This window comes from Nocardia sp. 852002-51101_SCH5132738, from assembly GCF_001665695.1.
GTDB classification, from domain to species: Bacteria; Actinomycetota; Actinomycetes; order Mycobacteriales; family Mycobacteriaceae; genus Nocardia; species Nocardia nova.
In genome coordinates, this window is the sequence record NZ_LZML01000026.1 from 1 (window position 1) to 11,357 (window position 11,357).

An 11,357-nucleotide genomic window follows, 5' to 3' on the forward strand; every position below is an offset into this window, starting at 1 on the left:
CACGCAGCCAGATCCTCATCAACCAGCACGAAAACACATGCTACCCAACAACATCACGAAGTGATGCTGGAGTACTAGGCCGTATGCGGTGGTGGAAAGTACTCGGCTTGGCAGGAGCCGCGGGTGTCGCGGCGACCGGAGTGGTCATCGTGCGCTCCGAGCGCAAGCGCCGGGCCTACACCCCGGATCAGGTCCGGGAGCGCCTGCACGCCCGCCTCGGCGACCAAGCCGAGCCGATCGGCGACGGCGAGGACTGATCCGGGACGGGAAGCGTTCGCCCGCAACAGTTTCCATTCCGTGGGCGCGCAGTGGTGAGCGAACTGTTCTTGTCGGAAGAAAGCCCCAGTTCGTAGGTCAGTAGTTACCGCCGGGCGGGTATTCGGAGAAGAACTGCTGCAGGAACGGGGTGGCGGCGTCGAGGCCCCACCGGACAGCGCCGAGTGGGTAATGGGTGACCAGGTCACCGCCCACCCAGTCCCGACATCGCAATCCCTCGCACGAACGACTTCTGCGCGAACGCGTAGATCACCAGCATCGGCGCCACCATCAGGATGGAGGTCGCCATGAGGATCGGCCAGTTGGTTTCGTACTGGCCCTGCAGGCGCACCAATCCCAGTGTGAGCGTGGAGATCTCGTCGCGCTGGATCATCACCAGCGGCCACAGGAAGTCGTTCCACACCGTCACCCAGGTGAGGACCGCGAGCACCATCACCGCCGGGCGGGCGTGGGGGAGCAGAACGCGCCAGTAGGTCTGCCAGACCGAGCAGCCGTCGAGAATGGCGGCTTCCTCCAGTTCGACCGGCAGGGTGATGAAGAACTGGCGCATGAGGTAGGTGCCGAAGGCGCTGCCGAACAGGCCCGGCACGATCATGGCCAGCGGGCTGTCCACCCAGCCGAAGGTGCGCATGAGGATGAACTGGGGGATGACGGTGACGGTCGCCGGGACCATCAGGGTGGCGAGGTAGGCGACGAACAGGACGTCGCGACCCTTGAACGGCAAGCGGGCGAAGGCATATCCGGCCAGCGAACAGAAGAACACCTGACCCGCGGTGACACAGCCGGCGTAGAGCACGGTGTTGAAGAAGATCCGCCCGAACGGCATCAGGTCGAAGATGTCGCGGTAGTTCGACCACGCCGGGTGGGCCGGGAGGATGCTGGTGTCGGAGATGTTGCCCTGCTTTTTCAGCGAACTCGACAACGCCCACAGCAGGGGAAACAGCGCGCACCATGCCATCGCGACGAGCACCAGGTACAGCAGTATCCCGCGCCCGGTACGGCGGAGAACGGCACGATTCGCGGTCGCGGTCGCCACCTAGGCCTCGCTTTCGTAGGCATCGCCGCGGGTGAATCGCAATTGGAGCAGTGTCAATGCCAGCAGGATCGCGAAGATCACCCAGGCGAGTGCACAGGCGTAGCCGATGTCGTCGAAGGAGAAAGCGTTCTGGTACAGCATGATTCCGAGCACGTACGTGCCGGTTTCGGGACCGCCCTTGCCGCCGGTGAGGACGTAGGCCTGATCGAACACCTGGAACGAGTTGATGACCGTGATGACGAACGCGAACGCCAGCGCGGGCCGGATCAGCGGCACGGTGATCGAGCCGAACCGGCGCACCGCTCCGGCGCCGTCGATACGGGCGGCCTCGTAGATGTCAGCCGGTATGCCCTGCATGGCGGCGAGCAGGACGACGGTGACGAAGGGGACGCTCTTCCACACACTGACCAGGCACAGCGAGACCATCGACCACCCGGGGTCGGTGAGCCACGGGACCGGACCGATGCCGATCCAGCCGAGGGCGGTGTTGAGCACGCCGTAGTCGGTGCTGAAGGTGAGCCGCCACACCACGGCCATCGCCACGGTCGAGGCGACCAGCGGCATGAACATGATGCTGCGAAAGATGCCGATACCCTTCAGTTGTCGATTCAGGGCCGCCGCGACGGCGATACCGATGGCGATGGTCGGGATCAGCGTGCCGACGGTGAAGATCACCGTGTTGCGCAAGGCCACCCAGAACAGCGGGTCGTGTGCGAAGAGCCGGCGGAAGTTGCCGATACCGATGAACTTCGGCGGACTGAACAGATCCCAGCTGTGCAGGCTCAGATACAGCGTGAACACCAAGGGGAAGGCCATGAACACCGCGACCGCGATCAGGTTGGGGGCGATGAACATTCGGCCCGCGGTGGCCTTGCGCCGGCTCAGCGGTGAGCGATGGTTGCTCACTGTGCCCGGTGAGGTCCGGGACACCTGCACCCCGTCGGCACAGCGAACCGCTGTGCGATTGTCGCTCACTGCGCCTCCAGGAGGTCGTTGATCTGCCGGGCGAGGCCGTGCTTGAACCACTCCGCGGAGGCGGCGCCGCGGAACACGTGGTCGTATCCCTGCTGGATCACCGCGTCGACACGTGGCCATGCGGGTGTGACCGGCAGGTTGTTGGCGTGGTCGCCGCCGTGGAACACCTCGAGGTTGTGCACCTTCGCATGTGCCTGCGCGAACCCGTCGGAGCCGAGCGCCGATTTCAACGCGGGAACGAACAGTCCCGATTTCGCGATGACCGCCTGACCGACCGGCCCGGTGGCGAATTTGACGAATTCCCAGGCCTGCTCCTTGCGCGGGCTGTCTGCGGCGATGGACAGGCCGGTGGTGCCGATATCGGACCGCGCGGCGGTACCGCGCGGGCCGACCGGTAGCACCGTGACGTCGAAATCGAGGTCTTCCTGGCCGGCGTAGGTGCTGTACATCCAGTGCCCGGACAACGCCATCGCGGCTTTGCCCTGGGCGAACATGTCCGACGAGGAAAGCGATTGCTGGAATTCGATTGTCGGCATCACCCGGTGCTTGGTGGACAGGTCGGTGTAGAACTGAACGCCCTCGATGAAGGCGTCGTTGTCGATGTTGGTGCGGGTCGGGTCGACGGACGGGGTGAACCATTCGATGCCGTTGTTCATCCCGAAGCAACTGGCGGAGTAGTAGACGGTCCAGGGATCCACGAACCCCCATTGGATGACGTCGCCGGAGCTGTCACGTTTGGTCAGCGCCTGTGCGGCGCCGAGGAATTCGTCGAAGCTCCAGGCATCTTCCCAGCGTGTGGGCGGAGGTGCGAGTTTGGCGTCGGCGAAGAGTTTGCGGTTGTAGTAGAGGAAGATTCCGGCCCACTGCTCGGGCAGCGCGTGCTGCGCGTTCTTGTAGCGGAACGTGTTGTACAAGGGCATCGAACTGTCCTTCTTCAGCTCGGCCGCGTACACTGGGTCCTTGTCCAGGATCGTGTCGAGATTTTCGAAGATGCCGCGTTCGGCGAGAAAGGAATAGGACAGATCCCACGACATCAGCACGTCCGGGCATTTACCGCCCGCACAGTAGGTCAGGATCTGAGTCTGTGGATCAGGGCCGGACATCTGAGTCCGGATCTTGATGTCCGGGTGCAGCTTGCGAAACTCGTCGATGATCTCGAGCCGGACCTTCGCCTCGTCGGGTTTGGCCTGGAAGAAGAAGGTGAGCGCGTCGTCGTTGTCACCGCAACCGGCTATCGAGGACGCGGCCGCCGCCGCCCCGGCCGCCGCCGCACCCCGCAGGAGCGTGCGCCGGTCGAACCTTCGAGTCGATGCCACCCGCGCCCCCGTTCGGCTGCAACAAGCGAACTTCATTGCAGAAGAACGTAATACCGCGGGGGCTGATTCGTCTGGAAAATACGCACGAGACAGGCCGCACGTGCCCTCCCGCTCGTGACCGGGCCGGGGCAGCCCGTGGACATGCGGGCAGATTCTCGGCAATCCCAGGTGGGCAAACTCTGGTCAACCCCCTCGATGCCCACGCGCGGCATACTGGAGTCATAGCGCCGACGTCGTCCTCGGGAGGATCGAGATGGCAAACAACGGGCCTTTCGGGATCGATCCGGAAGAATTCGAGCGCGCTCTGCGCGAGGCGGAAGTCGAGTTTCGCGACCTGCTCGGTAAGGCCGCCGGATACCTCGACCGCAGCACCGTCAATTCGCTGACGTCGCTGTTCGGCCAGTTCGTTCAGCCGGATCGCGCGCGGACGCCGGAACCGGACGACGCGACGACCGGGGAGACCGGCAGCGGGGTGTGGGCCGTCTACAGCGTCGACGACGCCGGTGAGGCCCGGGTCGAGCAGGTCTTCCCGACCGAACTCGAGGCCTTACGCGCACATCGCGACAATACCGACGAACGCCGCAAGGTGCGATTCCTGCCCTACGGCGTCCCTGCCGGCGTGCTCGACCAGACCTGAGGGCGCAACGGCCGGCCGCGACCTTCCCGGGTGGCCGTCCCAGCGGTCTCCTCAGTGCGGCGTCGCCGTCGCATTCTCGACCGCCAGGGCGAGAGCCTGCGGGTCCTCGTCGGGTTGACCGGTGCCGGTGGTGATCAGGTCGTGCAGGCTCCGGTCGATGTAGAACGACCAGCCCTTGCGGCAGGCGTCGAAGCATTCGAACGCCGGGGTGAGGCCGACGTGGGTGAAGCGGAGTTCGGTGGTGTCGGCGCGGCGGGTGATCTCGAAACGGATTTCGGTGTCGTTCCATTCGGTCTGGTCGTCGACCAGGGTGAGCCGGGCGTCCAAAACGCGCCAGACGACGCGGTCGTGCGGGACGACCTCGGTGACCTCGATGGTGGCGCGATGCACGCCCGGAACCTCGTACGTGAAGACGTCTCCGGGCTTTTCGCTGCGTCCGGTGAGCGCTTTCGACCACCAGCCACGCACGTCGAGCACGGCGCCGAAGGCGGTTTCGGGGGTCCGGTCGACGGCGAAGGTCGTCGTGAAGTTCTGCTCGGTCATGGGGTGCTCCCTGAAGGGGTGGGTGAATCGGCCGCGATATTCAACCGATGGGTTGACAGTAGGTGCGGGAAGACGGAATAGTCAACCATGTGGTTGAGAATTCTTCGGAGCGGCTCGACGTGGTGTTCCACGCGCTGTCGGACTCCACGCGCCGCTCGATGCTGCGCACACTGGCGCGTCGTCAGTGCAGCGTGGGGGAGCTGGCTGCCCCGTTCGACATCTCGCTCGCGGCCGCGTCCAAGCACATCAAAGTGCTCGAGCGCGCGGGGCTGGTACGACGCAGCGTGCACGGGCGCACCCATCTGTGCCGGCTCGATCCGCACCCGTTGCGAGAGTGCGCCGAATGGGTGAACTTCTACGAGCGGTTCTGGAATCAGAGCCTCGACGCTTTGGAAGCAGCACTGCTACAGGAGGATTCGCGAGATGAGTGACTACGGGGAGGTCGTCGAACCGGGCGCGGTCCGCATCGAACGGCTACTGCCCGGGCCCATCGAACGGGTCTGGGCGTATCTGACCGATATCGACAAGCGCGCGACCTGGCTGGCCGGCGGGCTGCTCGAACAGGTCACCGGCGGCCGGGTCGAACACATCTTCCGGATTCACGAGCTCACCGGCGAAGGCGATCCCGTCGCGGTGGCCGACCGCAGGCACGGCGAGGTGCTCGAATGGGATCCTCCGCATCTGCTGCGCCACACCTGGAGCAGCGGCGGCGGCCTCGCCGACTCGGAGGTGACCTTCGCGCTCGAGCAGGTCGCCGACAAGGTCCGTCTGACGGTCACCCACCGCCGGCTCCCGACCCGCGGCGAGATCCTCGATATCGCCGCCGGCTGGCACACCCACCTGGACATCCTGCACGCCAGGCTCGCGGCATCCGCACCGGATCCGTTCTGGCCGAAGTTCGATTCCCTTCGCGCGGAATACGAATCGCTGCTTCCGGATTCGTCGAATGACCGCTGATCTAGGCAACCGCAGGTGCCACGAGGCCGTAACCACCTTTGTCGCAACGCATCTGGTGCGCGCGAGCCGGTCGAGCGATGGCACGCCGTCGAGCTGGTTCCACACCGGTGCGCCCAGCGAGGAACTGAACGGAGTCCTCAGAGTGGGCGCTGCGATCCCGCACGAGATCGAGCAGTTGCGCACACTGTTCGACGGCGTACCGGCATGCTGGCATTTCTGGCCGGACGTCGATTCGCCGGAGATTCCGGAGCTCCTGCGGCGGCGCGGACTGGAGTTGTTCGAAACCGAGCCGCTGATGATGCTCGCCGATCCCGACCGAGCCGCGTACCTGGAACGCGGACGACCGGAGCCGATCGAGGACGTGGCCGGCGATGCCGGCCTCGCCGAGTGGGCGCGACTCTGGTCGGGTGTGACCGATGTCGACGATCTCGTGCCAGGCCTGCGTGAGGGGATGGATCGGAGGTCCACCCGCTACCTGCTCTGGCGTGACGGCGGGGAGGTGCTCGGCTGTGCCGCCGTCGTCACCTGCGCCGCGGGCGCATCGCTCGAGCACATCGTGACCCGAGCCGATCATCGCGGAGAAGGCATCGGGACCGCGCTCACGCGGTATGCGCTGGCACTGGCCCTGGCGGCGGGTGCTCGCCGGGTCGTACTCACCGCATCACCGGACGGCGAAGGAATCTATCGACGCCTGGGCTTCGACACCGTCGGGCACGTCGAGCGCTATGCGTGATCGGCTGCCGCCGTGAGGCGGCTATCGCTGCCCGCAGTCCTGGCCGAGGCGATCTCCGGCCGGGAACTGACCGGTATCGGGCTGGTGCGCGATGTACGGCTCGCGGCGCAGTGGAACATCAGTACGGCCGCGCCCGTGCTCGTCGGCGGAATCTACGGCGGGTAGGCGCGTCCGAGGTGGGGAATCAGGCGTCTTCGAGGGCCTCGCCGATTTCGTGGGCCACGCGGTTGTGCTGGTTTTCCGCGAGCCAGTGCCCGCCGGCCAGTACCAGGGCGACGGGCCATTCGATGATTTCCGCGGCGGCCAGGGCGCCGAGTGCGCCGTAGTAGGCCAGTTGTTCGGGGCGGGGGATCGGTACACGGCCGAGCAGGGGGAGTTCCACCGCGAAACTGTGCGCGGCGATGACCTTGTCGACCGCGTTCCGGTGGCTGGTGTGCGTTTTGTCGGCCATATGTTGCCTTCCGGTCATGCGATATTCGGGGTCCCGACGCTTGGGTTCGCCACAGTGGCCGTCGTGAGGACAGCTGATGTAGGTGGCGGCCAGGATCCGTTGACGGGCGCGCTGACGCAGGTGCTGACCGTTCCCCTGCGTGAGTTGTACGCGGCGTTGTGGCGCCTGGGAGTCATCGACGTCGTCGGCGAATCATCGCGCTGACCGTTTCCACGCTACGCCGCGAGTCGAGGCCGACGACGGCACGTACGACGGCCGTCGACGCGCAACGAGAAGCGTGCGCCCACGGTCACGCGGAAGGCTGCTCGAGGTTCGCCGGCGCCGGTTACGCCTTGCTGGGTGCGCGCCGTGAGCGGGCCGCGGTCTTGCGGGCGGTCGTCTTTTTGCCACCGTCGCTGCGGCGGGCCGGTCGGTCACTGCGGGCCGGCTGCTTGCGCTGCGCGGCGGGAGCCCTGGTGGCCGACGACGGTTGCTGGTCCGGGTGCGAGGTGAGCCTCCGGAGTACGAGTGCGGTGCCGCCGACGCCCAGGAGCACGGGCCAGTCCACGACTCCCGTGGCTCCGATCGCCGCCAACGTGAGCGCGGCGGCCGGTGTCGAATGACTCCCGCTGCTCAGTCCGCTCCGCACCCCGGACACGACACCCTGCATCCCGCCGAGAACTCCGTTCACCGCGGCGCCGCCCACCGCCCCGGCCGCGGATGTGGTCGCATCGGCCGTCCACGAAATCGCTTTTACCCCACCCTCGAGAAGGTCCATCGTCACTCCCTTTGAGTTCACCTTTTGGACATCTGCGAGCAAGCTGCAGTCTACTCGCGGCGCGCGGTCGCTCCGGGCGTAGCGACCGAGATGAAACATGCGCCCGGCACTCCTCGTGACGAGGGCGGTCGGTCATCACTCGGATCGTGATTTATCCTGGCGCGACATGAGCGATGTGATCCGAGCTGCCGCCCTGCGGGGTTTCGGGAGTGTGATCGAAGAGTGCGGAGGTGACCCTGCCGCGCTGCTCGCACATGTCGGAATCGAACCCGCGCTGCTTGACTCCGAGGACGCGCTCATCTCGCATCGCAGTCTGGCACGGCTGCTGGAACACGCATCCGCCGAATTGGATGTCCCCGACCTGGGACTGAGAGTGGCCGAACGCCAAGACATTTCGATCCTCGGCCCGCTCGCGGTGGTCATGCTCCACTCGGCGACCGTGCGCGAAGCGATCGAGAGTGCATCCCGGTTCATGTTCGTGCACAGCCCGGCGGTGTCGTTCACCCTGACCGATGATCCGGACGGGAATGCGGACGTGGCCGGTGTGCGGTACTCGTTGAGTGCGCCCCCGCCCACGCGTCAGGTCGTCGAAATGGCGCTGCTGGTGGCATATCGGGTAGGTCGACTCGAACTCGGCGCGGCGACGCCGCCGATCGGCGTGGACTTCCCGCATTCCCGGATCGCCCCGCCCGAGCGGTACGTGGAGTGTTTCGGGGCGCCGGCCCGATTCGGCCGTCGCACGGCCACCCTGAGATTGCCGGCCGAGGGGCTGGACTCCTCGCTGGCGGCGGCGAATCCGCTGCTGAGAAAGCTCGCCCTGGACTACCTCACTTCGCGCTACCCCGACCCGCAGCAGGTGTACGTCCCGCGGGTTCGTGGCTATCTCGACCAGGCTCTGGGCAGTGGGGCGATCGAGTTGTCAGCTGTCGCAGCCACTTTCGGTATTCACGCGCGAACCCTGCAGCGCAGGCTGGTGGCGGAGGGCACGTCCTACGCCGAGATTCTCGACGCGGTCCGCCGCGATGCCGCGCTACACCACTTGATCGAATCCGACCTCGCCCTGTCCCGCGTGACCGCTGCGGTCGGACTGGCGGAGCAGTCGGCGTTGACGCGCTGCTGCCTGCGCTGGTTCGGCGCCACCCCGAGCGCCGTCCGCCGCGCGGGCGGCGTCGCCGAACCTGTCGTCCAGAGGTAAATCTCTGTCGTCGGTGGGCAATACCCCGCAGGTCGGCGGAACGCACACTTCCCTGTCATGGACAACACCCTCGCCCGGCGCAGCAGCGAAGAGTTACGCGCACTGTTTCGGACTGCGGCGTGCCCGGACCTCGCGGAGGTGACGGGACGTCTCGAGGCCGAGCTCGCCGGGCCGGCGCTCGTGCGTGCGCTGGCCCCGATAGCGTTCCGGCTCACCGGCCTGGCGGACTGGTGGGGTAAGGATCTGCGACCAGCTCCCGCGGGGGACGGGCTGACGGGATACAACCTCGCCGGCCCGCGCGGCGAATCGGCCACCCTGCTGCTGCGCGCGACCATCGGTCCCTCCCGGCTCGACGGCGCGCCGGCCGTGGTGGTCAGCTATGCATCCGATGCCCCCTTCCCCTGGCGGCGGGTCGTCGACGATCTGCGCATCCTCGCGGACGGGACCGTGCTGGGCCTCACGTTCGGCCTGCCCTTCACGCCCCGCGGCGGCTCGCCTTTCCTGCTGCGACGGGAGGTCCGGTGATGCGCGATTGGATCGTGATCGGATCCGGTTTCGGCGGCAGCGTCGCCGCGTTGCGACTGGCCGAGAAGGGATACTCCGTCACCGTTGTGGAGAAGGGCCGCCGCTACCGGGACGACGACTTCGCCACCAGCGCATGGCAGGCCCCGCGCATGCTGTGGGCTCCGCGCATCGGCCTCAGAGGAATCCTCCAATTGCGGCCGATGAAGCACGTATCGGTGATCTGCGGGGTGGGCGTCGGCGGCGGGTCCCTGGTGTACGCGAGCACGCTGTACGTTCCGCACTCCGACGACTTCTACCGGCACGAGCAGTGGGCCGAGCTCGCGGATTGGCGATCGGTGCTCGCTCCGCACTACGCCACCGCCGAACGCATGCTGGGGGTGGTGGACTGTCACAGCGACGGTCGAAGTGAGCAGATGATGCGCGCCGTCGCGGCCGACCTCGGTGTGCCGGATGCCGTGCACCAGACCAGAGTGGGGGTGTATCTCGGCACTCCGGGCGAGACGGTGCCGGATCCCTTCTTCGGCGGTGCCGGACCGGAACGCACCGGGTGCCTACGCTGCGGCAAATGTCTGCTCGGTTGCCGCCACGGCGCCAAGAACAGCCTGGTCAAGAATTATCTCCACCTGGCCGAAGGGCTCGGGGTCGAGATCCGGCCCGAACGTACGGTCGTCGGTATTCGTCCGCTCGGCGCCACCGACGGCAGCGACGGTTACGCCGTCACCACCGAACGCTCCGGCGCGTGGATACGGCGTGACCGCCAGGTCGTGCACGCACGCGGAGTCGTGCTCGCGGGCGGAGCGATGGGAACGAGCGAACTGCTCACCAGAGCCCGCGCCACCGGTTCGCTACCGAGACTGTCGGACCGTGTGGGGCACCTCGTACGCACCAACAGCGAAGCCATCACCGCGGTCACCGCGCACGACCGCTCGGCCGATCTCGCCACCGACCTTACCATCACCATGAGTGTGCACCCCGACGAGCACACCCACGTCACCAACAACACCTACGCGGCGGCCGGTGACGCGCTGGCCTTGACCTTCGGCCCGTTCACCGGCGGCCGGCGGCGAACCCTGCAATTCGTGCGAGAGATCGCCCGGCATCCGTTCCGCTGGCTGAATCCCACACGCATCCGTGGCTGGTCCCGCCGCACCGTCGTCTTCACCGTCATGCAAAGCCTCGACAGCTCACTCCGGTTGCGTCCCAAGAGATTCGGTTCGGGGATGGCCACCGTCGTCGACGATGCCGGCACAGCCCCGGCGAGCTATCTGCCGATCGCGAACCGGTTCACCGAACTGGCGGCGCGACACATCGGCGGCTACCCCGAAAGCTCCGTCGCCGAATCGCTGATCAGCTCGCCCACCACGGCTCATATCCTCGGCGGCGCCGTGATCGGGCCCGATGCGAGCCGAGGAGTGGTCGACCGGTACCACCGGGTCTTCGGCTACCGCAATCTGCTGGTGACCGACGGGTCCGCGGTACCGGCGAATGTGGGCGTCAACCCGAGCCTCACCATCACCGCCATGGCCGAGGAGGCGCTGAGCCACATTCCGGCCAAACCCGCACTCCGAGAACCGGACTCGAACTAGCGGCCGGCACTCATCCCCGGGTAGAACGGGTCGACGTGGTACCGGCGGGGGCGCGTACCGTGGACGAGCTGATCGACGCCGGCGACCGCCGGATGCCACCGGCACCGGCGCGGCCGGGTGGTTTCATCATTCTCACCAGCGGTACTACGGGTCTGCCCAAGGGGGCGCCGCGCACCAAGGTGTCGCCGCTGGCGAGTGCGATGATCGTGGACCGTATTCCGTTCCCGCGCAAAGGCAGCGTGGTGATCGTGTCGCCGATTTTCCATTCGACCGGCTTCGGGACGTGGACGGTCGCCACCGCGCTGGGCAACAAGACGGTGCTGTTGCGCCGGTTCGATGCCGAGGCCGCGTTGCGCGCGGTGAGCGAGCA

General features: G+C 66.8%; 16 protein-coding genes and 1 pseudogene. 11 read left to right on the forward strand and 6 right to left on the reverse strand.

The features are described from left to right. The first annotated feature begins 107 nt into the window (after positions 1 to 107). Positions 108 to 257 carry a hypothetical protein gene (locus tag A5789_RS37175; protein WP_193615503.1) on the forward strand — a complete coding sequence of 50 codons (150 nt, stop codon included), beginning with the start codon at positions 108 to 110 and terminating at the stop codon, positions 255 to 257. Positions 258 to 460: 203 nt separating this feature from the next. On the opposite strand, the gene A5789_RS03955 is transcribed toward A5789_RS37175, so the two are convergent. The 3 genes from A5789_RS03955 to A5789_RS03965 all read right to left on the reverse strand — a co-directional run bounded on the left by A5789_RS03955 (position 461) and on the right by A5789_RS03965 (position 3,639). Continuing rightward, a complete protein-coding gene (locus A5789_RS03955) occupies positions 461 to 1,312 on the reverse strand; it encodes a carbohydrate ABC transporter permease (RefSeq protein ID WP_227462839.1) in 852 nt (283 codons plus the stop codon). Continuing rightward, complete coding sequence (locus A5789_RS03960) at positions 1,313 to 2,167, reverse strand: carbohydrate ABC transporter permease (RefSeq protein ID WP_063011803.1); 855 nt, start codon at positions 2,165 to 2,167, stop codon at positions 1,313 to 1,315. It lies immediately after the preceding gene. A gap of 116 nt (positions 2,168 to 2,283) precedes the next feature. After that, entirely contained in the window at positions 2,284 to 3,639 is a 1,356-nt protein-coding gene (locus A5789_RS03965; RefSeq protein ID WP_064902740.1) for a sugar ABC transporter substrate-binding protein, read from the reverse strand. A gap of 217 nt (positions 3,640 to 3,856) precedes the next feature. Between A5789_RS03965 and A5789_RS03970 the strand changes: the two genes are divergently transcribed. After that, positions 3,857 to 4,240, forward strand: coding sequence for a hypothetical protein (locus A5789_RS03970; protein WP_063026108.1), 384 nt, complete (start codon positions 3,857 to 3,859; stop codon positions 4,238 to 4,240). Positions 4,241 to 4,291: 51 nt separating this feature from the next. On the opposite strand, the gene A5789_RS03975 is transcribed toward A5789_RS03970, so the two are convergent. Beyond that, positions 4,292 to 4,783, reverse strand: a complete 492-nt coding sequence (locus A5789_RS03975) for an SRPBCC domain-containing protein (protein WP_064902739.1) — start codon at positions 4,781 to 4,783, stop codon at positions 4,292 to 4,294. 89 nt (positions 4,784 to 4,872) lie between these two features. Here A5789_RS03975 and A5789_RS03980 point away from each other — a divergent pair, with 89 nt between their 5' ends. From A5789_RS03980 to A5789_RS36265, 4 genes are all read left to right on the forward strand, one after another. After that, on the forward strand, positions 4,873 to 5,214 hold the full coding sequence (locus A5789_RS03980; RefSeq protein WP_063011805.1) for a helix-turn-helix transcriptional regulator: 342 nt from the start codon (positions 4,873 to 4,875) through the stop codon (positions 5,212 to 5,214). After that, a complete protein-coding gene (locus tag A5789_RS03985; protein ID WP_064902738.1) occupies positions 5,207 to 5,740 on the forward strand; it encodes an SRPBCC family protein in 534 nt (177 codons plus the stop codon). The genes A5789_RS03980 and A5789_RS03985 overlap by 8 nt, the downstream gene beginning before the upstream one ends. A gap of 142 nt (positions 5,741 to 5,882) precedes the next feature. Further along, the gene (locus A5789_RS03990) at positions 5,883 to 6,473 is read left to right on the forward strand and encodes a GNAT family N-acetyltransferase (RefSeq protein ID WP_197516547.1); all 591 of its coding nucleotides are present in this window, start codon (positions 5,883 to 5,885) and stop codon (positions 6,471 to 6,473) included. Between the two features lie 12 nt (positions 6,474 to 6,485). Next, positions 6,486 to 6,638 carry a hypothetical protein gene (locus A5789_RS36265; RefSeq protein WP_156511259.1) on the forward strand — a complete coding sequence of 51 codons (153 nt, stop codon included), beginning with the start codon at positions 6,486 to 6,488 and terminating at the stop codon, positions 6,636 to 6,638. 19 nt (positions 6,639 to 6,657) lie between these two features. Here the strand turns inward: A5789_RS36265 and A5789_RS03995 are convergent, their stop codons facing one another. Next, positions 6,658 to 6,924, reverse strand: coding sequence for a hypothetical protein (locus A5789_RS03995; RefSeq protein ID WP_063011722.1), 267 nt, complete (start codon positions 6,922 to 6,924; stop codon positions 6,658 to 6,660). Positions 6,925 to 6,987: 63 nt separating this feature from the next. Here A5789_RS03995 and A5789_RS04000 point away from each other — a divergent pair, with 63 nt between their 5' ends. Next, on the forward strand, positions 6,988 to 7,128 hold the full coding sequence (locus tag A5789_RS04000; protein WP_156511260.1) for an Rv1535 domain-containing protein: 141 nt from the start codon (positions 6,988 to 6,990) through the stop codon (positions 7,126 to 7,128). A 121-nt stretch (positions 7,129 to 7,249) separates the two neighbouring features. Here A5789_RS04000 and A5789_RS04005 read toward each other — a convergent pair whose 3' ends face one another. Beyond that, complete coding sequence (locus A5789_RS04005) at positions 7,250 to 7,681, reverse strand: hypothetical protein (RefSeq protein WP_063011726.1); 432 nt, start codon at positions 7,679 to 7,681, stop codon at positions 7,250 to 7,252. 166 nt (positions 7,682 to 7,847) lie between these two features. Here A5789_RS04005 and A5789_RS04010 point away from each other — a divergent pair, with 166 nt between their 5' ends. From A5789_RS04010 to A5789_RS04025, 4 genes and pseudogenes are all read left to right on the forward strand, one after another. Further along, complete coding sequence (locus A5789_RS04010) at positions 7,848 to 8,876, forward strand: AraC family transcriptional regulator (protein ID WP_064902736.1); 1,029 nt, start codon at positions 7,848 to 7,850, stop codon at positions 8,874 to 8,876. Positions 8,877 to 8,933: 57 nt separating this feature from the next. Continuing rightward, positions 8,934 to 9,401, forward strand: coding sequence for a hypothetical protein (locus tag A5789_RS04015; protein WP_064902735.1), 468 nt, complete (start codon positions 8,934 to 8,936; stop codon positions 9,399 to 9,401). Beyond that, the gene (locus A5789_RS04020) at positions 9,401 to 10,987 is read left to right on the forward strand and encodes an FAD-dependent oxidoreductase (RefSeq protein ID WP_064902734.1); all 1,587 of its coding nucleotides are present in this window, start codon (positions 9,401 to 9,403) and stop codon (positions 10,985 to 10,987) included. Before A5789_RS04015 ends, A5789_RS04020 begins: the two co-directional genes overlap by 1 nt. Before the next feature lie 53 nt (positions 10,988 to 11,040). Continuing rightward, positions 11,041 to 11,357 (forward strand): annotated as a pseudogene (locus tag A5789_RS04025) (AMP-binding protein); the annotation flags it as partial.

Excerpts from the sequence above, each read along its gene's own strand:
- A5789_RS03965 (WP_064902740.1), bottom strand. The coding sequence starts at position 3,639 with ATGAAGTTCGCTTGTTGCAGCCGAACGGGGGCGCGGGTGGCATCGACT.
- A5789_RS04020 (WP_064902734.1), top strand. The coding sequence starts at position 9,401 with ATGCGCGATTGGATCGTGATCGGATCCGGTTTCGGCGGCAGCGTCGCC.
- A5789_RS03960 (WP_063011803.1), bottom strand. The coding sequence starts at position 2,167 with ATGTTCATCGCCCCCAACCTGATCGCGGTCGCGGTGTTCATGGCCTTC.
- A5789_RS03995 (WP_063011722.1), bottom strand. The coding sequence starts at position 6,924 with ATGGCCGACAAAACGCACACCAGCCACCGGAACGCGGTCGACAAGGTC.
- A5789_RS04005 (WP_063011726.1), bottom strand. The coding sequence starts at position 7,681 with ATGGACCTTCTCGAGGGTGGGGTAAAAGCGATTTCGTGGACGGCCGAT.
- A5789_RS03970 (WP_063026108.1), top strand. The coding sequence starts at position 3,857 with ATGGCAAACAACGGGCCTTTCGGGATCGATCCGGAAGAATTCGAGCGC.
- A5789_RS03975 (WP_064902739.1), bottom strand. The coding sequence starts at position 4,783 with ATGACCGAGCAGAACTTCACGACGACCTTCGCCGTCGACCGGACCCCC.
- A5789_RS04015 (WP_064902735.1), top strand. The coding sequence starts at position 8,934 with ATGGACAACACCCTCGCCCGGCGCAGCAGCGAAGAGTTACGCGCACTG.
- A5789_RS04010 (WP_064902736.1), top strand. The coding sequence starts at position 7,848 with ATGAGCGATGTGATCCGAGCTGCCGCCCTGCGGGGTTTCGGGAGTGTG.
- A5789_RS03985 (WP_064902738.1), top strand. The coding sequence starts at position 5,207 with ATGAGTGACTACGGGGAGGTCGTCGAACCGGGCGCGGTCCGCATCGAA.